The organism is Streptococcus gwangjuensis, from assembly GCF_028156745.1.
GTDB classification, from domain to species: domain Bacteria; phylum Bacillota; class Bacilli; order Lactobacillales; family Streptococcaceae; genus Streptococcus; species Streptococcus gwangjuense_A.
In genome coordinates this window covers 56,551-76,282 of the sequence record NZ_JAODJG010000034.1, presented here as the reverse complement: position 1 = coordinate 76,282, position 19,732 = coordinate 56,551, and the positions used below count along the sequence as shown (strand labels likewise).

General features: G+C 42.0%; 21 protein-coding genes. 2 read left to right on the top strand and 19 right to left on the bottom strand.

Annotated features, from left to right (window positions below; all coding sequences use genetic code 11):
- Positions 1 to 7 precede the first annotated feature (7 nt).
- The 18 genes from N5909_RS05730 to N5909_RS05645 form a co-directional block, all read right to left on the bottom strand.
- Positions 8 to 2,404, bottom strand: coding sequence for a primosomal protein N' (locus tag N5909_RS05730; RefSeq protein WP_225742296.1), 2,397 nt, complete (start codon positions 2,402 to 2,404; stop codon positions 8 to 10).
- A 65-nt stretch (positions 2,405 to 2,469) separates the two neighbouring features.
- Positions 2,470 to 2,784 carry a DNA-directed RNA polymerase subunit omega gene (gene rpoZ, locus N5909_RS05725; protein ID WP_000979235.1) on the bottom strand — a complete coding sequence of 105 codons (315 nt, stop codon included), beginning with the start codon at positions 2,782 to 2,784 and terminating at the stop codon, positions 2,470 to 2,472.
- A 24-nt stretch (positions 2,785 to 2,808) separates the two neighbouring features.
- A complete protein-coding gene (gene gmk, locus N5909_RS05720; protein ID WP_153220258.1) occupies positions 2,809 to 3,435 on the bottom strand; it encodes a guanylate kinase in 627 nt (208 codons plus the stop codon).
- Positions 3,436 to 3,564: 129 nt separating this feature from the next.
- Positions 3,565 to 5,178, bottom strand: coding sequence for a ribonuclease Y (locus N5909_RS05715; protein WP_000404934.1), 1,614 nt, complete (start codon positions 5,176 to 5,178; stop codon positions 3,565 to 3,567).
- Positions 5,179 to 5,312: 134 nt separating this feature from the next.
- Positions 5,313 to 5,711: a hypothetical protein gene (locus N5909_RS05710; protein WP_271630961.1), complete on the bottom strand. Its 399-nt coding sequence runs from the start codon at positions 5,709 to 5,711 to the stop codon at positions 5,313 to 5,315.
- 227 nt (positions 5,712 to 5,938) lie between these two features.
- Entirely contained in the window at positions 5,939 to 7,012 is a 1,074-nt protein-coding gene (locus N5909_RS05705) for a P-loop NTPase fold protein (protein WP_271630960.1), read from the bottom strand.
- Between the two features lie 208 nt (positions 7,013 to 7,220).
- A complete protein-coding gene (locus N5909_RS05700) occupies positions 7,221 to 7,475 on the bottom strand; it encodes a Txe/YoeB family addiction module toxin (RefSeq protein ID WP_094753153.1) in 255 nt (84 codons plus the stop codon).
- Positions 7,476 to 7,478: 3 nt separating this feature from the next.
- A complete protein-coding gene (locus tag N5909_RS05695; RefSeq protein WP_000388572.1) occupies positions 7,479 to 7,733 on the bottom strand; it encodes a type II toxin-antitoxin system Phd/YefM family antitoxin in 255 nt (84 codons plus the stop codon).
- 130 nt (positions 7,734 to 7,863) lie between these two features.
- Entirely contained in the window at positions 7,864 to 8,961 is a 1,098-nt protein-coding gene (locus N5909_RS05690) for a nucleotidyltransferase (RefSeq protein WP_225742636.1), read from the bottom strand.
- A 9-nt stretch (positions 8,962 to 8,970) separates the two neighbouring features.
- Positions 8,971 to 9,711, bottom strand: coding sequence for a class I SAM-dependent DNA methyltransferase (locus N5909_RS05685; protein ID WP_281280797.1), 741 nt, complete (start codon positions 9,709 to 9,711; stop codon positions 8,971 to 8,973).
- 109 nt (positions 9,712 to 9,820) lie between these two features.
- Positions 9,821 to 10,174, bottom strand: a complete 354-nt coding sequence (gene rsfS / locus N5909_RS05680; protein WP_125454847.1) for a ribosome silencing factor — start codon at positions 10,172 to 10,174, stop codon at positions 9,821 to 9,823.
- Positions 10,175 to 10,768, bottom strand: coding sequence for a bis(5'-nucleosyl)-tetraphosphatase (symmetrical) YqeK (gene yqeK / locus N5909_RS05675; RefSeq protein ID WP_225742635.1), 594 nt, complete (start codon positions 10,766 to 10,768; stop codon positions 10,175 to 10,177).
- Positions 10,768 to 11,397 (bottom strand): nicotinate-nucleotide adenylyltransferase, encoded by a 630-nt coding sequence (locus tag N5909_RS05670; RefSeq protein WP_049551565.1) that lies wholly within the window; start codon positions 11,395 to 11,397, stop codon positions 10,768 to 10,770. Before N5909_RS05670 ends, yqeK begins: the two co-directional genes overlap by 1 nt.
- 51 nt (positions 11,398 to 11,448) lie before the next feature.
- Positions 11,449 to 11,760 (bottom strand): ribosome assembly RNA-binding protein YhbY, encoded by a 312-nt coding sequence (gene yhbY, locus N5909_RS05665; RefSeq protein ID WP_000060169.1) that lies wholly within the window; start codon positions 11,758 to 11,760, stop codon positions 11,449 to 11,451.
- Positions 11,761 to 11,974: 214 nt separating this feature from the next.
- A complete protein-coding gene (yqeH, locus tag N5909_RS05660; RefSeq protein ID WP_271630959.1) occupies positions 11,975 to 13,081 on the bottom strand; it encodes a ribosome biogenesis GTPase YqeH in 1,107 nt (368 codons plus the stop codon).
- A gap of 2 nt (positions 13,082 to 13,083) precedes the next feature.
- Positions 13,084 to 13,611 carry a YqeG family HAD IIIA-type phosphatase gene (locus tag N5909_RS05655; RefSeq protein WP_246039354.1) on the bottom strand — a complete coding sequence of 176 codons (528 nt, stop codon included), beginning with the start codon at positions 13,609 to 13,611 and terminating at the stop codon, positions 13,084 to 13,086.
- Between the two features lie 14 nt (positions 13,612 to 13,625).
- Positions 13,626 to 14,534: a magnesium transporter CorA family protein gene (locus N5909_RS05650; protein WP_125410167.1), complete on the bottom strand. Its 909-nt coding sequence runs from the start codon at positions 14,532 to 14,534 to the stop codon at positions 13,626 to 13,628.
- A 51-nt stretch (positions 14,535 to 14,585) separates the two neighbouring features.
- Positions 14,586 to 15,152, bottom strand: a complete 567-nt coding sequence (locus N5909_RS05645) for a mechanosensitive ion channel family protein (protein ID WP_225742632.1) — start codon at positions 15,150 to 15,152, stop codon at positions 14,586 to 14,588.
- Between the two features lie 257 nt (positions 15,153 to 15,409).
- Here N5909_RS05645 and sstT point away from each other — a divergent pair, with 257 nt between their 5' ends.
- Both sstT and N5909_RS05635 read left to right on the top strand, forming a co-directional pair.
- Positions 15,410 to 16,615 (top strand): serine/threonine transporter SstT, encoded by a 1,206-nt coding sequence (gene sstT, locus N5909_RS05640; protein WP_225742631.1) that lies wholly within the window; start codon positions 15,410 to 15,412, stop codon positions 16,613 to 16,615.
- A 67-nt stretch (positions 16,616 to 16,682) separates the two neighbouring features.
- Positions 16,683 to 17,636, top strand: a complete 954-nt coding sequence (locus tag N5909_RS05635; RefSeq protein ID WP_225742630.1) for an aromatic acid exporter family protein — start codon at positions 16,683 to 16,685, stop codon at positions 17,634 to 17,636.
- 487 nt (positions 17,637 to 18,123) lie between these two features.
- On the opposite strand, the gene N5909_RS05630 is transcribed toward N5909_RS05635, so the two are convergent.
- Positions 18,124 to 19,668: a peptide chain release factor 3 gene (locus N5909_RS05630; RefSeq protein WP_033682249.1), complete on the bottom strand. Its 1,545-nt coding sequence runs from the start codon at positions 19,666 to 19,668 to the stop codon at positions 18,124 to 18,126.
- Positions 19,669 to 19,732 lie beyond the last annotated feature (64 nt).

Genomic DNA, 19,732 nt, shown 5'->3' with positions numbered 1-19,732 from the left:
CTCCTTCTTATAAAAATTGCTGTGGCTCATGGTCAATGCTGAGACGGAGCTCACTATTTTCCCGTTCTTGAGTCAAGGCCAAGACCTGGTTGAGGGTCGGCCCCAGCTCATCTTCTAAACGGTATTTAATTAAAATCTGGTAATGATAGAGGTTGTGGGTACGAGCAATGGGTTTTGGCGTCGGCCCAAGGATGTTACTGGTTTCAGACAAACCTGAGCGCAAAATGTTCATAACTTCATAGGCACGTTTGACCACCTCTTCTTCTTTCTTGTGAGAAAGGGTAATGCCAATGGTGAAATAGTAAGGTGGATAACCTAGTTGGCGTCTGATTCCCATTTCATAGGCATAAAATCCTTCGTAATCCTGTTCCTTGGCAAATCGAATAGCATAGTGCTGAGGATTGTAAGACTGGATCAATACCTGGCCAGCTTTTTCAGCCCGACCTGCTCGACCTGCCACCTGAGTCAAGAGCTGGAAAGTTCTCTCAGAAGAACGGAAATCTGGTAGATTCAATGCCGTATCCGCATTGAGCACTCCGACTAGGGTCACATTGGGAAAATCCAATCCCTTGGCAATCATCTGAGTACCTAGTAAAATATCTGCTTCCCCTCGACCAAACTGGTCAAGCAGAGCTTGATGACTACCTTTCTTACGAGTCGTATCCACATCCATCCGTAGAATGCGGGCCTGCGGAAAGAGTTCTGCTAGCTCGTCATAAGCCTTCTGTGTTCCCGTCCCGTAGTAACGAATACTGCGGCTCTTACAGTTGGGGCAAACATGAGGAATGTCCTTTGAAAAACCACAATAATGGCAGTTCATGGTCTTGGTATCCATGTGCAGGGTCAAAGAAATATCACAGTTGGGACACGTATCCACCGTCCCACACTCCCGACACATGACAAAGCTAGAATAACCACGGCGATTGAGCATGAGAACCACCTGCTCTTTTTTAGCTAGACGGTCTTGAATGGCTTCTAGCAAGGGAGGTGTAAAGTTTGATGTCTCATTCTGCCCGATATAGTCTCGAAAGTCAATCACTTGAACCTCAGGAATCCTAGCTAAAGGATTGGCACGTTGGGTCAGACGTAAGTGTTGATAGACGCCTTTTCCAGCTCGCGCACGGCTCTCTAAGCTCGGCGTTGCAGACCCAAGTACCAGAGCCGCTTGATTATACTGGGCCCGTAAAATGGCCACCTCTCTGGCATGATAACGGGGATTACTGTCCTGCTTATAAGTCGCTTCATGCTCCTCATCGATTATCATAACACCTAGATTCTTCAGCGGAGCAAAGATGGCAGATCTGGCACCCACAACAACTTGGGCATCTCCACGTTCCACCTTGCGCCATTCATCATACTTTTCACCATTGGACAGGCCTGAGTGAAGAATGGCCACTTTCTCACCAAAACGTGCTATAAAACGCTCCGTCATTTGCGGCGTCAGGGAAATCTCAGGCACAAGCAAAATAGCAGTTTTACCCTTGTCCAAGGCCCCTTGGATAATTTGCAAATAAACCTCGGTCTTCCCACTTCCTGTAATCCCTTGAAGGAGGAAGGGAGGCTGATGACTGCCAATAGCACTCACAACCGCATCACGCGCCTGTCTTTGTTCTGGATTTAACTCCAAAGGTCTACTTGCTTCAATTCCTTCAAAATAAGCAGCCGAGCGTTGGACTTCCTTTTGGACTATGGTAACAGCACCTTGTTCTACAAAGAAGTTGACTTGCTCCCGTGAATAGTACTCTAGCAAACTAGCCAAGGAAGCACTCTCAGGATGAGAAAGCAAATAGTCTCTCAGTTCTAACTTTTTCTTGGCGCGTGCAGAAATCTCGACACCTTCTAATCGAGCAAGATTCACCTCATACCAAGACTGGGTCTTGACCTTCTTTTGATCAATTGCCTGATATTCCAAACCAAGCAGGCCTTTTCTAGTCAAACGCATCATTTCAGCTTGCTTACCTAAATCCAAAGAAGAAAAGGCTAGTGAATCTTCAGAACCAAACAAGCGCTCTCGGTCTTCCTGACTCAGACCTGCCATAGGATAGAGAATCTTATCATAGCTGGAGTTCAGAAATCCTGGAAGCATGGACTTGAGAATGGAGATTTTATAGGAGAAGACGGACTTGCGTAACTCCTCAGCCAGCCAGAGTTGTTCTTGCGTGAGAACAGGAGAAAAATCCAGCACCTCCGCAATATCTTTTAAATCTTGCTCCATCTCTTCTTTAGATGATTGAGAATCCAAACCAAGAACAATCCCTTGAATCAGGCGATTGCCCTTACCAAAAGGCACATGAACCCGCATCCCAACTTCTAGCATTTCCTCAAATTCCTCAGGAATCCTGTAACTATAGGGCTGGTCCGTCTGCATCAAAGGCACATCCACAATAATCTTGGCTATAGCCATCTTCTCACCTCCTCCTTGTCAGTAGATTCTTGCAATAGAAAAAATAAGATTGAGTCCCCCCAACCTTAAATTTTTTCACCATCTTCTTTTTCTTTAGCAATTTGCTCTTTGATTTTCTTTTCTTCTTCTTCTTTGCGACGTTTTTCTTCTTCGATACGGCGACGCACTGCTTCACGTTTTCCTTCTGGATCTGGATGAATCGTAACGTTTCCTGATTCGATTTCTTCTAAAGCGCGAAGAGTTGATTTTTCAGACTTGAAACCTTGAGTTGCTGGCGCACCTGCTTCTAATTCGTGGGCACGTTTTGCTTCCAAGATTACGAGTGAATATTTTGAAGGAACCTTGTCGAGCAAGGTATCAATAGAGGGTTTTAACATCATTTGCTTGTACCTATTTTCTAAATTTTATCGGGTAGTTGGAGTTTTTGGTAACATCTCCTGATAGTGACCAATGACACGATCCACACGGAAGTGCTCTGCTTCGATCACACGTTTGACACGCTCAGCAGCTAGAGGCACCTGATCGTTGACAATCGCATAATCATACTCACGCATGAGAGCAATTTCTTCCTTGGCCTTTTCGATTCGTTGGGCAATCACTTCTGCACTATCTGTTCCTCGACCTACCAAACGATCTTGTAATTCATCTAAGTCTGGTGGTGTCAGGAAGATAAAGACAGCATCTGGAACCTTTTTCTTGACCTGAAGAGCACCTTGAACCTCAATTTCAAGGAAAACATCGATTCCCTTGTCCAAGGTTTCATTGACATAGGTCAGAGGAGTTCCATAGTAGTTGCCGACATATTCTGCGTATTCCAACATCTGTCCTTGACGAATCAGCTCTTCAAACTCTTCACGAGTACGGAAGAAATAGTCAACACCATCCACTTCTCCAGGACGTTGTGCGCGTGTCGTCATAGATACAGAGTATTGAAATTGGTTTTCAGAACTCTCAAAAATCTCTCTTCTAACCGTTCCTTTTCCAACCCCTGAAGGACCAGAAAAAACGATTAGTAAGCCTCGGTCTGCCATTGTGTCTCCTTTTAGTCAGTCTGTGAAATAACATTTCTCTAGAATAATGGCAAAAAGCCAGATTATCCTTTACAGTCTTTCTATCTAGTGTAACAAAAAAGCAGTAATTTTTCAACTGCTCTTTCTTATTTATTTAGCATAATCTACTGCACGAAGCTCGCGAATCACGGTTACCTTGATATTTCCTGGGTAATCGAGATTGTTTTCAATTTTCTCACGAACTTTATGAGCTAAGATTGTGACTTTGTCGTCCTTGATTTGTCCTGGATTTACCATGATGCGGATTTCACGTCCTGCTTGAAGGGCAAAGCTATTTTGTACCCCTTCAAAGCCGTTAGCAATTTCTTCCAAATCATGGAGACGCTTGATGTAGCTTTCAAGAGACTCACTACGAGCACCTGGACGAGCTGCGCTCAAGGCGTCTGCTGCAGCAACGATAACTGCAATGACGCTCTCAGCTTCAACATCTCCGTGGTGGCTAGCAATCGTATTAACCACAACTGGATGTTCCTTGTACTTACGGGCCAATTCCATACCGATTTCAACGTGGCTACCCTCAACCTCACGGTCAATGGCTTTTCCGATATCGTGAAGGAATCCAGCACGACGGGCAAGAGCCGCATTTTCACCAAGTTCGCTCGCCATGATACCAGCCAACTTAGCAACCTCAATCGAATGACGCAAGACATTTTGTCCATAAGAAGTACGGAACTGCAAACGTCCCATAATCTTCATCAAGTCTGGATGAAGGTTTGGCGCACCAATTTCATAGGCAGCAGCCTCACCGTATTCACGAATCTTATTGTCAATCTCTTGACGGTTTTTCTCAACCAACTCTTCGATACGAGCTGGGTGAATACGACCATCTTTGAGCAACATTTCCATAGTCATACGGGCAATCTCACGACGAATCGGGTCAAAACCTGACAAGGTCACCACTTCTGGTGTATCGTCGATAATCACATCAACCCCTGTCAAACTTTCAAAGGTACGAATATTACGACCTTCACGACCAATAATGCGTCCCTTCATAGTATCATCTGGCAGATGAACTGTTGAGTTTGTTGACTCCGCTACATATTCACCAGCGATACGTTGCATAGCTTGAACCAGGATGTCCTTGGCCATTTTATCAGAACGTTCCTTGACCTCTTGCTCAGCTTCGCGAATACGGCTAGCAATCTCCTTGGTCAAGTTTTCCTCTGTCTGTGCCAAGATAATATCTCGTGCTTCTGCCTGAGACAGAGCACCAATACGCTCTAGTTCTGCTTCTTTTTGTCTTTCGACTTCCTCTAATTGCTCTTCACGCGCATCAAGGTTTTTCGCTCTATCAGAAATACTTTGTTCTTTTTGTTCAAGTGTTTGTTCTTTACTCGTCAAATTGTCGTCCTTACGATCAAGGCTAGTAGCTCTCTCTGTCAAACGACTTTCGATTTGTTTGAGTTCTTGACGTTCTGATTTGAATTCAGCGTCCACTTCTTCACGGTATTTTCTGGCTTCTTCTTTGGCCTCCAATAGTGCTTCTTTTTTAAGAGACTTACTTTCACGTTTAGCTTCATTAACAAGTAAATCCGCTTCACGCTCAGCTTGTCCACGTAAATTAGTTGCTTCTTGTTCAGCATTTAAAAGCATCAACTCCGCAGCTTCCTGAGATGATTTCATCTTAGCTGAGATGCTGACATATCCAATGACTAAACCAATGATGACGGCAAAAACAGCAATCGCAAGCGACATGATTTCCATGTTTTTACCTCATTTTATTGTTATTCCGAATGACATACATTCTTTTACATTCTACCATAAAAAAGTGATTTTCACAAACCTAAAATTAAGAGTGTCTATTGAAATTTAGACAAAGGGCCATCTACTTCTAAACTCTATTGTATTAATTTATCTAGTGGCCTTTGATTAATTGTAATTTGCCCTCTTGATTCCAAAGGTAGATATTCTTTTATAAAGTTCTGATATTCTGGATTTTCTAATTTCTCTATGTTATTAATTCGATAATCATCTTTTATATTCTTGTCTAAAACATCATAGTATATTTCAACCAGACACTCCTCTATTTCATAACTAGAACGATTATCGTTACTATAAGATACATTCTTAGTTTCTTCTGATAAAAATAAATTTCTTAACCCTATCTTCCATAAACATGATAAAAGTTGAGAAAGATAGTTCTTTTTCTTATTATATGATTTTCCATCTATGTTCGAAAAATCATCTGAAATCGCTATAAGATCTTCAATATCAAAATCTAAAATCTTTGCTAACATTTCAAAATGAAAATATCCGTCAGACTCAAATAAATCAGACTCAAATAAATTGTTATATTTGTATATCCTATTAAAATGCTTAAAAGATTCAAAAAATAATTCTAGAATACTATCAACTTCTTCAAAACCATTCAGCCACTTGATAATATAATTTGCCTTCTCGTTTTCATCCGTTATATCTGAAAGTTCTTTTAACGACTTCTGGAACTCTCTTAAACTTGGTTTCTCTACTTTTCTGTTTTTTTCTTATTTTGTACGACTTTTTCATCTATATCTACATAATAAATTTTAAAAATTAATGATAACATTTTCCCAAAGTCATCATCTCTCAATTTACTCTTTTTCAAAATACTATCTATGACTTCTTCTGCAGATACCATTCGATTATGATTCAGCTTAAATTTGTTATCAATGATATTTTTCTTTGTTACTTCCATTTCCTTACTATTTAAAATTACAATAATTTTAAATTTTTTATTCTCAGAAAGATAGTCAATATAACCCAATAAATCATTGTAATCTGAAGGATCATCTGATTTTGCTTCATCTGAAGTCTTATCCGATTTTGCTACATATGAAACCCGTTCAAGATCATCAAAAATAACGATAGAATCTCGCTTCATCAAATCGGTTCCAACTGTTTTAAAGAACCATTTAAAAACTCCTCCAACAAGTGGAATAAAGTCCAAATTTCCGAGTATGGATTGTTTTTCTATCTCATTAATCAATATTCTCTCGGCTTGCTCTCTTGTTTTGATCCCAAAACAGGAAATATAATAGATTTCTTTCTTTTTGTAAATTTGATTTTCAAAAAACGTCTTTATAAAAAATGTTTTCCCACTCCCCCAAGAACCATCCAGCCAGAACACATTATGAATAGAATCTGGGCTATTTAAAAACTCAACCAGACGTGTTTGATAAGGATGGTCATCCAAGTCATATTCCGGAAATAGCTCTGGGTCCAGTTTCTTATAATTAACTTTTTTAAAAATTATATCTAAAAACCAGAATAGTATTGTTGGTATAGTCAGTGCTATCAATATTATTACACGATTCACATACAAAATTGAAATAATATCTTTTAAAAAATTATAATTAGATACAAATTTATAGATAGGTAAAGCAAAGCGTTTAAATTGGTCAATCTCAAGTGCAAGATACAGTACCCATATACTGGCTATAAATATTTTGTACCATTCAACAATTCTAACATTACTACTCCATGATGATCTTTTCAATAAATATTTCAATAATTTGAAATTCATAAAAAAATTAAGAATCCTCATCATTATATTTTTCATATATCCCCCTTTTAATCTATATTATCATGATTATACCACAAAATAACAAGCATAGAGCGGATTCAAGGACAAAAATTGTAATCGCTATACTAAATTTCTTTACTGAGTTTTTGTCTTTTGTACTAGGGCTTCTGTCATTTTCCAAAAAACTTTATCTTAAACTTACTAATAAAAATTTAAAAAATAAAAAGCCTACTTTGCAGTAGACTTAGTAATGATCTTTGAAAGACAAGAAAGCCACGCTATCTTCATCCATCATATAAATCAAGCGATTTTCTGCGTCAATACGACGTGACCAGGCTCCTTGGTAGTCATACTTGAGTGGTTCTGGCTTACCTATTCCTGTAAAGGGATCACGTTGAATATCCTTGATTAGTTTATTGATTCTTTTTAACGTCTTCTTGTCCTGAGTTTGCCAGTAGCAATAATCTGCCCACGCATCTTCTGTAAACTTGAGTAGCATTCATCACTCCTCAATAACATGGACCTGAGTGCTTCCAGCACGAACTTGAGCCATTCCTCGCAAGACCTTGTCAGATAGTTCCTTATTTTGAGCGATTCTCAGAGTTTCTTGAATACTATCCCACTCGCTCTTTGAAAGGACTACAATGTCCTCGTCTGGATTTTTATTGACCACCGTCAAAGGCTCAAATTCATCATTTACCTTTTTCATGTAGTCTTTTAAATGATTTCGGAATGTTGAGTAAAGAACTGCTTCCATAACCATACCTCGTTTTACCTCTTTTCCACTATTATACACGAAAAGAAAAAAATTGTCAGAAACTTGTACAAGATTTTCTTTTCTATCTATTTATTCGTAAAAAATTCAAAAAGTCCACCTTTCAGTAGACTTAGTTTGTTTCTATTCTAATCGGTACTCTTCCAAAATTCTGCTCTGCTATACTTGGATTTCCCAGTTGGTAAATCTGGTCAGCCTTTTGAGTCATAGCATCCCAGGGTTCTTTGCCAATTCGGCTGACTAGATTGATCTGCCCTTTCAAAGACTTGAGATGTTGCCTGCCTTTTTCAGTAAATCCAAGGACATGAATGGCTTCTGGCAAGTCATTTTCTCTAGCCTGCACCAAGATATAAGTCAAGAGGCGTCTGACACGCGCCTTGGTGTAACGCTTAGTCGCAACCGCTTCAACCAAGTCTTCCACAGACTGGGCTGTCTTGATGGCATCCTTGATGCGTACTGCCATTTCTCGATTGACCTGAAAAATGGTGGTTAGGTCGGGATTTGACAAGATTTGATAATGGAGCAAGAGAAAATAGTCTTCCCAGTTCACCTTACTGACCTGCTCAAAGAGGGTAACAGAAGGCATAAAGCGTTCTAAAAAATCTTGGTCCTTCTGGTGCTGACGGAGGGCCGTCGCCGAGGCAAAGTCCACATTCTTGTCCACAGAATGGTAACCTGCTCCCTGACGCTGAATCGGCTGGAGTTTGATGTTTCGTCCCGCAACCGCCTTGGCATAAGCAAGAGCAAGGACATGATTGGGCGTATTGCCTGAAAAATCAAGACCAGCAAATTCCTTCCACATGGCTTGGGTTTTCTGGGGATAGGAAAGGGAATTAGGCAGATTTTCCACAAATTGCTCCATCTCAGCACCCCGCTCTGTATATAAGTCAGCGATTTTTTGATAATCCAAAATTTCTTCTGTCCCAAAAGCGAGGTTATCAATACCCAACTGAGCCAAGATATCCACAGCTCCTTGACCAAAGAAATCCGCCGCCTGAACACTGACTAAAAAGGGCAATTCCACTATCAAGTCTGCGCCATTTTCCAGTGCCATCTGGGCCCGTGCCCACTTATCCACAATAGCAGGCTCTCCACGTTGCATGAAATTTCCAGACATGGCAACGATTTTCAGTCCCTCAGCCTGCTCAAGCAGGTATTTATGCCCATTATGAAAGGGATTAAATTCCGCGATAATACCCGTTATGGTCATGCTAATCTCCTACTTCTGTGCGACAAAAAACCAACGGGTGCTAGTTTCTGTAGGCTCTTTGTCCTCAAAGTCCGCATAGAGTTTGAAGGACTTGAAACCAGCCTGCTCCAGCAAAATATCATAGGTCAAGACCTCATAGGTCCGCTCCTCATGCACTTCATCGTGGCGACTAAAGGAACCGTCAGCCTCCTTGATAAAAAAGGTCAACTCATGCACGATGGAGTGAGGCGCCGCATCCTCATAAGTATCCCAGAGCATTGCAAAATCTTCTGCATTTTCATGATAAGAATAGCCTGGAAAAACTTCATCTGTCTGATAGGTCGAATGCACATCAAAGATAAATACCCCATCTTCGTTGAGGGAATTATATACTTCCTTAAAGACATCCCCTACTTCCACCTCATCCTGCATGTAGCAGATTGAGTCCGAATAACAAGTGACAAAATCATATTGACATGCTTTGGATAAATCCAGCATATTGCCTTCGATAAAATCAATCTTTTGCTTGGCTGAAGCCGCTCTCTTCTCAGCAATCTTCAACATATCCCCACTCAAGTCAAGTCCAGTCACATCAAAACCAGCCTGAGAGAAGCGCACTGATTGAATTCCTGTCCCACAAGCCAATTCCAAGAGTTTCTTTCTCTCCTTGGTCTTAGGCAAGTGACGCAGAGAAAAATCCGTCCATTTATCGTATAAACTATCATCCATCACTGCATCGTAAACAGCCGCAAAGGTTTCATAAGTTGCCATAATCATGATACCAAGAGCCTCCATGGCAAACACCACTCGCCCTTTACCTTTCTATCAATTTTTCTAAAATAAGCAAAGAAACCCAGTTGACTACAACTGAGTTCATCTTCTAAGCAAGAGCTTCTGAAATATCTACTGAATTCGCCTCATGCCATAGCTTCTCTAGATTATAATGGGCACGCATTTCTTCTGAAAAGACATGCACAACGACAGCACCAAGGTCCAGCAAGACCCAGCCTCCAGCCGCATCGCCTTCGACATGACTGCCTTTAAAGCCTGCTTGAGCTACTTTTTCACGGATATTGTCAGCGATAGCATCCAACTGACGGCTATTCATTGAACTAGTAATAACAAAGTAATCCGTCACGCTAGTCAAATCTTGTACGTCAAGTGCGAGAATATCCTCCGCACGTTTCTCATCAGCCGCTTTCACGACTAGTTCTAGTAATTCTTTTTCGTTCATTTAGTCCTCTTTCAAATAGTGCACAAAGACGTTATAGGTTTCAAGTGTTTGGGGATAGATGGGGAATCCCTGATGAGCTAGATGTTCCACGGTACGAGCTGTTTCGTAGGCCACCGCCTTATTAAGCGATAGACTCGCAATCTCACGCGCCACATCTACTCCAGGAAAGGCACGATTATGCTCGATATAGTCTGCTACATAGACAACCTTATCTAGGTCTGTCATCTGACCAGCCCCGACTGTATGGATTTCAATGGCTCGCAGGATTTCCGAATCATGCAAATCCAAATCTTCTTGAATCTTGTAGATACCCACCATGCCATGCCAGACATTATTGTCCCAGTTTTTGAGGTCAGGGTCTAGCTGATAACGGTCAATCAAGTCTAAAAATTCCTGATCTGACAGCTTTTTAGCATAGTCATGAAGAAGGCCTGCAAGACCTGCTTTCTCGACATCAACTCCAAAGCGCTGAGCCAGTTCTATGGCTGCACTCTCCACACCCAAGCAATGGGTTAAGCGTTTTTCAGGCAGAAGCTCTGCCATTTTTTCCAACAAAGCCTCACGAGAGCAGTTGATATAGTCTTGATAGGCCATCAGTAGAGCCCCTCCTTCTCGATGTAGTCTAGCACAGGCTGAGGCAGGAGAAAGTTGGGTTTCCGACCTTGGGCAAGGAAGTCACGCACCATGCTGGACGAGATATCCATGAGAGGCACATCCACCCAGATAACTGGATAGGAAGTCCCTGCCTTGTAGCGTGGGCGCTGAACCCCTACAAACTGAACCATATCGACCAGCTCATCAATTCGGTACCACTTGGGCAGATAGTCTACCATGTCGGCACCGATGATAAAGTAATAATCTGTATCTGGATTCTTCTCAGTTAGAAGCTTCATGGTGTCGTAGGTGTAAGAAATACCCTTGCGCTCAAGTTCAATGGTCTCAATCTCCAAGCCTTCTATCCCCTCGATGGCCAACTCCAACATCTTGAGACGATGGTGTTCTGGAATGGTTTCTTTTTTGTCCACATGTGGAGGCTGATATTCAGGCATGAGCAGGACCTTGTCCAAACCCAACTGTTGTCTTACCTGATCCGCAACAATCAGATGGGCATGGTGAACAGGGTTAAAATTCCCCCCTAAAATCCCGACTTGTTTGCGTTTTTTCTCCTTGATTTCTGGCTCCAACTCTACCTTGGTAAAGGGAGTCAATAATTCGATTGCCATAGGCTAGTCTCCTTTATTTCTCTGTAAAAACAGTTGTTTGGAGTATAGTTTTTAGATTTCTTTGACTTTTTTAGAAATCTTGCGATTTTCTTTCTTGCTAGATTGTTTAAACAAAATCAAGATGCGTCCGATTTTTTGGACAGTATCCACACCAATTTCTTCTTCCAAGATTTCAGCTACTTCGTGGATATTTTCATCTGTGTTTTGCAAGAGAGTAACCTTAATTAATTCGCGTGCGTCAAGTGCTTGGCGAACACTGGTTTTGATTTGGTCGTTGAGTCCATTTTTCCCGATTTGGATGATGGGTTTGAGGGTATGTGCCTGGCTGTTGAGGAAGGCACGTTGTTTTGAGGTTAATGACATAATTTCTTTAAAAGAGTTTCTTTTTATACTTTTCTGAAGTGGTGACGGACGTCAGCAAAGTCCTTCGGATTTTCATGACTAAAATTTGAGCCTAAGGTCTCAAATTTTCCGCAGTTGGTACAATCACTTGTACCAACTAACACCACAGTGAAAAGTATTCTCTATGGGGCTCGCCTTGCTCGCCCGAATTCAGACAACCCTTTCCTTTCTTTGTTTAAATAATTGCTTTTCGTGTGACGACGGCGACGCTTTCTGGTGCCCAGACGGCGACTTTAGCTATGCCTGTTACGCGGATCCAGCCTAGTCCTGAGATGACTAGGTCTGTCTTTTCCTTAATGTTAAATACATGCTGAACTAGTTTTGGGAAATCTTCTTTTTCCTTGCTATTTGGCGGTGTCAGAAGGGTTCCTACATGCTTGTCATAGAAAGCACTAGCTCCTTCTAGCTTGGTTCGGTGGAGTTTGAGTTCATTGTCAAAGAAAGCTGTAAATCCTTGCTTTTCACCTGCAATGAAGTCAAAGCGTCCGAGACCGCCTAGAAACAGGGTTTGTTCAGGATTGAGCTGATAGGTTTTAGGCTTGATTTCCTTTTTAGGGCTGACATACTTAAGGTTTTTGGCCGTCAAGTAGTGGGCCATCTGGTGACGGTGGATGATTCCCGGCGTATCGTAGATATAAGATCCGTCGTCAAGCGGAATCTCGATTTTATCCAAGGTTGTCCCTGGGAAGCGCGAAGTCGTAATGACATTCTGATCACCCGTAATTTCTTGGATAATAGCATTGATTAGAGTTGATTTTCCAACGTTAGTCACACCGACCACATAGACATCGCGGCCCTTACGGTAGTGTTCAATCTTGTCAATGACTTCCTTAATGGCATGTTTGTTTTGTGCCGAAGTTAGGACGACATCAACTGGACGAAGTCCTTCTTCGTGGGCACGTTCCATGAGCCACTGACTAATCTTGCCTGGTTTAACAGACTTGGGCAAGATATCTTTTTTATTTCCAACCAGGAGGACATCATTGCCTGAGACAAAACGTGGCAAGCCTGGGATAACAGAGCCATTAAAATCAAAGATATCAATGACATTGACCACTAAGGCATCACTGTCTCCCACCTCGTGCAAGAGCTTGAGGAAATCATCGTCCGTCAACTGGACATCCGTGATTTCATTGTAGTGGCGGAGACGGAAACAGCGTTGGCAATAGACTTCGCCAGTCTCCAAACCTTTTTCGAGTGCCGACTGGGGAGTAAAACCAAGACCAGCCTTGTCTGTCGTCTGAATGGTTGCTCCACAACCAATACAGAGAATTTCTTCCATAGTTAAATTCCTTTTTTATATGTAATCAGTCCGTACTTTTCAGTAATTTGCTTCATCACACGGCGCTCACGAGCTCGGTTAATCTGCGTTTTGATCGAGTCATGTTGGACCAAGGGTTTGACTAAAATCGAGCGAATGCCTGCACGGTGGGCTGCTCGTATATCTGTCATGAGCTGGTCACCAACCATGACCACTTCGCTTTTCTCATAGTGGAATTCCTTCATGGCACGATTAATCCCAAATGTGAAGGGTTTCAGAGCCCAATAAACGTAATCAATCCCAAATTTCTCAACTGCTCGTTGGACACGTTTTTTGGTGTTATTTGAGACTACGATAATGCGAATGCCCGCGTCCCGAAGGTCATGTAGCCATTGCTTCATCTCTGGCGTCCCATCAGGGTTGTTCCAAGCAATGAGGGTATTGTCCAAATCGACCAAAACAGCCTTGATTCCCTGCGCCTGCAGGCTTGGGACTGTCAGATCATAAACTGCTTCCACAGCAAAATCTGGCATGTAATTTTCAATCGCCATTCTGGCTCCTTTTCTTAACTTTTTTTCGCAATTTTCCTTAGTAACAATGACAAGACAATCCACAACCCAGCACTAGCCAAACTGATGTAGAGCCAAGCATGGGGCTCATCTGTTAAAGGTAGGGGAACATTCATTCCGAAAAAGCCTGTCACTACTGCCAAAACCGCTAGCAAGACTGAAATGATGGTCAAGGTTGTCAAATTATCATTCAGATTATTGTTTAGGATATTGTTGTAAGATGCTGATAGTTGTTGGAGGACTTGAGAAATCAAGTCTGTCATGGATACCAGCTGATGTGCCTCAATCATAGCATCATCAAACTGTTCTCTCTCAATCTCGTTAAAACTGCGATAGAGGGCATGCCCTTGGATATGCTCTAGCAACATGCGATTTTGCTTGGCAGCCGCAGTAAGATAAACCATACCGGTCTCCAAGTCGGACAGAGCAAAGAGGTTTTTCTTGGTCGTCCGCTGACGTAGGAGACCATTGACCTCATCCTTACTCTTGTCCATCTGCTCGATGACAGGATAGTAGGCATTGCTGATGATTTCCAGACTGGCAAAGAGAAACTTGTAAATCGAAAGCATGTCATGACTCTCCAGATAACGGGTCATCTGTTCAATGACATAGGCGTTCTTGGTATTACTAATGGTAATCAGGCGACGATGTTCCACGATAAAGGTCATAGGAAAAGCTTCGTAGTATTCCTTATCCTTTTTCAAGTTCAAGACATTGTAGATAAAGGTCACAGTCCCATTTTCACGGTGATAATCCATGTGGGCGCGCTCATTTCTATCCAGCGCGTATTCAATGGTTTCCTTGTCCAAACCGTAGATTTCAGAAAGGTCCTCTAGTTTTTTCAACTTGTCCAAATCTAGGTTAATCCAGGTACAACCATTGCCCAACTGTTTTTCTAAAAACATCTTCTCTCCTTTACCAAACTCTTTCTATTGTACCATAAATCTGCTAAAATTTCAGGCCTGGTCCGTCCGAGAGAAATTGCTGACAACGGTGATATTCCGATTGGGAACGAAGTGCAGAACCTGGTCTTCTCCTCTGAGTTGAGTTGTTCGAATGCCGACACTAACAACCTTGCCCGATACAGTAATAGGACCATTTGTCAGAACAACCTCATCTCCTACATCCAGTTGACGTTCAAAGAGGATGAAAAAGCCATTGATGACATCAGACAGAAAACCTTGGGCTCCCATACCAATGGCCACCCCAGCTATCCCAGCACCTGCCAGCAAACTAGAAACTGGCAAACCCAAAATAGACAAGATACAGTAAAGCAAAAAGAAATAAAGGGTATAATTAAACACATTCTCTAATAAACGTGAAATGGTTTTCTGACGTCCGACATCGTGACGAGACATTTTTAGAGAAGGTTTGACAATTCTCTGCACCATGGTATGGAGCAATTTCTTAGCTATATAAAAGAGTAAAAATAGAAATAACAGAGAAATTAACTTGGTTAAGATATTTTCAATAATCGTTGTAACATCAAGCTTATTGAGGTAGGTTTGAATAAATTCTTTCATAGAAAACTCCTTTCATTTATTATACCATACTTTCACAAGTGATGAATCTCCATAAATATTCAAAAATAATAGCCAAAATAGACAGAAAATTCTTGATTTTAGTTCATATTTATACTATAATCATAAACATTACACAACTAATACTCAATGAAAATCAAAGAGCAAACTAGGAAGCTAGCCGCAGGCTGTACTTGAGTACGGCAAGGTGAAGCTGACGTGGTTTGAATTTGATTTTCGAAGAGTATAAGGAGGTTATTATGAAAAAACTCATTCATGCTTGGAATAAGGCAAGCCTAATCAAACGGATTTTGATTGGTATGCTTATTGGAGGAACCCTAGGACTGACACTTCCTAACATTTCAGGAATTGGTCTACTCGGAGATCTCTTTGTTGGCGGTCTAAAAGCCATCGCACCTATTCTAGTCTTTGCCCTCGTTGCTAACGCCCTTTCCCAACATCAAAAGGGACAAGATAGCAATATGAAAACAGTTATTTTCCTTTACTTAGTGGGAACCTTTGCTGCTGCCCTTATCGCTGTACTAGCAAGTTTCATTGTCCCTGTTGAGATTACCTTAAATAGTGCCAATACAGAAATCGCACCACCAGATGGGATTGGACAGGTCCTCAGCAATCTCTTGCTCAAACTGGTTGACAATCCAGTCAATGCCCTTGTCACAGCAAACTACATCGGTATCCTATCTTGGGCGGTTGTTTTCGGTATTGCTATGAGAGAGGCCAGCAAAAATAGTAAAGAATTACTGAAAACTATGGCTGATGTGACTTCTAAGATTGTCGAATGGATCATCAACCTAGCTCCATTTGGAATCCTTGGTCTTGTCTTCAAAACCATCTCTGATAAGGGAATCGGCAGTCTAGCCAACTATGGAATCTTGCTTGCCCTCTTGGTGACAACTATGTTCTTTGTGGCTCTGGTAGTCAATCCACTAATTGCCTTCCTCTTTATGAAGAGAAATCCTTATCCCCTCGTTTTGAAATGTTTGCGTGTCAGTGGTGTGACAGCCTTCTTCACTCGTAGTTCTGCGGCCAACATCCCTGTCAATATGAAACTTTGCCACGACCTCGGACTAGATCCAGATACCTATTCGGTTTCTATCCCACTCGGTTCTACTATCAACATGGCCGGAGCAGCGATTACTATTAACGTTTTAACCCTTGCTGCAGTAAATACTTTGGGAATCCCTGTTGACTTTGCGACAGCCTTTGTCCTCAGTGTAGTAGCAGCAATCTCAGCCTGTGGTGCTTCTGGTATTGCCGGAGGTTCCCTCCTTCTTATCCCAGTTGCTTGTAGCCTTTTTGGTATTTCTAACGATATTGCCATGCAAGTTGTCGGTGTTGGTTTTGTGATTGGGGTCATCCAAGACTCATGTGAAACAGCTCTCAACTCTTCTACAGACGTCCTCTTTACTGCCGTTGCCGAATACGCAGCAGCCCGTAAAAAATAACTCATAAAGGCAAGCCTGCTCAGGTCTTGTCTTTTACGCTTTTATTCTAACTTACTAGGAAATCCTTATGTCTATTAGCCAACGTACGACCAAGCTCATCTTAGCTACCTGCCTTGCCTGCCTTCTTGCTTATTTTCTCAATCTTTCTTCAGCAGTTTCAGCTGGAATCATCGCCCTCTTGAGCCTATCCGACACCCGTAGAAGTACCTTAAAACTGGCCCAAAATCGCCTCTTTTCCATGCTTCTAGCTCTTGCTATTGGCGTTCTGGCTTTTCACTTGAGCGGATTTCATATCTGGAGCCTCGGCCTCTATCTAGCCCTCTATGTGCCTCTAGCCTACAAGATGGGATGGGAAATTGGCATCACACCAAGTAGCGTTTTGGTTAGCCATCTCTTGGTGCAAGAGTCAACCTCTCTAGACCTTCTAGTCAATGAATTCTTTCTCTTTGCTATCGGTACAGGATTTGCTTTACTTGTCAATCTCTACATGCCTTCACGAGAAGAGGAAATTCATCACTACCATACATTGGTAGAAGAAAAGTTAAAAGATATCCTTCAACGCTTCAAATATTATTTATCCAGAGGGGATGGACGCAACCGAGCACAGTTAGTTGACGAATTAGACACCCTTTTGGAAGAATCCCTCAGACTGGTCTATTTGGATCACTCAGACCACCTCTTTCACCAGACTGACTACCATATCCACTATTTTGAGATGAGACAGCGACAAAGCCGTATCCTGCGAAATATGGCCCAGCAAATCAACACCTGTCACCTAGCTGCCAGTGAAAGTCTGATTTTAGCCCAACTCTTTTCAAAAATTGCAGGGCAACTGAGCCAGACCAATCCTGCTTCTGATTTACTAGATGAAATCGAACGTTATCTGACAGTCTTTCGCAACCGAAGTCTGCCCAAGACAAGAGAAGAATTTGAAACCCGCGCCACCCTTCTCCAACTCCTACGTGAAGCCAAAACCTTCATCCAAGTAAAAGTTGACTTTTACCAAAAATATGGACAGTAATACTCTTCGAAAATCTCTTCAAACTACGTCAGCTTTACCTTGCCGTAGGTATGGTTACTGACTTCGTCAGTCTTATCTACAACCTCAAAACAGTGTTTTGAGCTGACTTCATCAGTCTTATCTACAACCTCAAAACTGTATTTTGAGCAGCCTGCGGCTAGCTTCCTAGTTTGCTCTTTGAGTTTCATTGAGTATAAAAAAGAAAACTTCAGACCAATCACAAAAAGTGACTATCTGAAGTTTTCTTTTATTTGTAAGTTAGCACCATAAAGGTTAATAGTAGAACGAATAAGGCTTAATATTCAACATCTTTTTATAGAATGCTGAGATAAAATACTGCAAACTTTGCAGTATTATTATCCACTACACGGAGTTTGGCAAATCGATTCTATTTGCCAAACGTAGTTAGTAAGGCAGTTAGCTAGTTCGCCAAATAGCGACTAGCGTCCAACAATTAGGAACTTTAGTTCCAATTGTTGGTACTGAGTTACATTTTTTCTTCCAACTCTACATCTGGATACTTGTCCGCAAACCAACGGAGGGCAAAGTCATTTTCAAAGAGAAAGACTGGTTGGTCGAAACGGTCTTTGGCCAAGATATTTCTGCTTGAGGACATCCGTTCATCCAAGTCCTCAGGCTTGATCCAACGAACAGTCTTTTTACCCATTGGGCTCATAACGACTTCAGCGTTGTACTCGCCTTCCATACGGTGCTTAAAGACTTCAAATTGAAGTTGACCAACAGCTCCCAGCATGTACTCGCCTGTTTGGTAATTCTTATAAAGCTGAATGGCACCTTCTTGCACCAATTGCTCGATTCCCTTGTGGAAGGATTTTTGCTTCATAACATTCTTAGCAGAAACTTTCATGAAAATTTCAGGTGTAAAGGTTGGCAGGGGTTCAAATTCAAACTTGTTTTTTCCAACTGTCAAAGTGTCCCCAACCTGATAAGTACCTGTATCGTAAACCCCGATAATATCACCTGCCACGGCATTGGTTACATTCTCACGACTTTCAGCCATAAACTGAGTGACATTAGATAGCTTAGCCCCCTTACCAGTACGAGGTAGATTGACACTCATACCACGCTCAAATTCACCTGATACGATACGGACAAAGGCGATACGGTCACGGTGACGAGGGTCCATGTTGGCTTGGATTTTAAAGACAAATCCTGAGAAATCCTTATCGTAAGGATCCACAAGTTCACCGTCTGTTTTCTTGTGACCATGTGGTTCTGGAGCAAACTTAAGGAAGGTTTCAAGGAAGGTCTGCACACCAAAGTTTGTCAAAGCTGAACCGAAGAAGACTGGCGTCAATTCTCCAGCAAGGATTGCTTCCTCTGAAAACTCATTCCCAGCTTCATTTAAAAGTTCAATGTCATCCTTGACTTGCTCGTAGAAAGGATTGCTACCAAAGAGTTTGTCCCCATCTTCTAGACTAGCAAAACGCTCATCTCCTTTATAGAGCTCCAAGCGTTGGTTATAGAGATCATACAAGCCTTCAAAGGCTTTCCCCATCCCAATTGGCCAGTTCATCGGGTAGCTAGCAATGCCCAATACTTCTTCCAATTCTTGCAAGAGGTCCAGTGGCTCACGTCCGTCACGGTCTAGCTTGTTCATAAAGGTAAAGACTGGAATACCACGGTGTTTCACAACCTCAAACAATTTCTTAGTTTGGGCCTCGATACCCTTGGCAGAGTCCACCACCATGACCGCAGCATCCACCGCCATCAAGGTACGATAGGTATCTTCTGAGAAGTCCTCATGCCCTGGCGTGTCGAGGATATTCACGCGCTTACCATCGTAGTCAAACTGCATCACAGATGAGGTCACCGAAATCCCACGTTGCTTCTCGATATCCATCCAGTCAGACTTGGCAAAAGTCCCTGTTTTCTTTCCTTTAACCGTACCAGCTTCACGAATCTCGCCCCCAAAGTAGAGCAACTGCTCCGTGATGGTTGTTTTCCCTGCGTCCGGGTGGGAGATGATGGCAAAGGTACGACGTTTCTTAATTTCTTCTTGAATATTCATAAGTTCTCTTTCTTTGATTCTCTATTTTTCTTGTTTCAATAGTTCAGAATGATTTTTACATTGG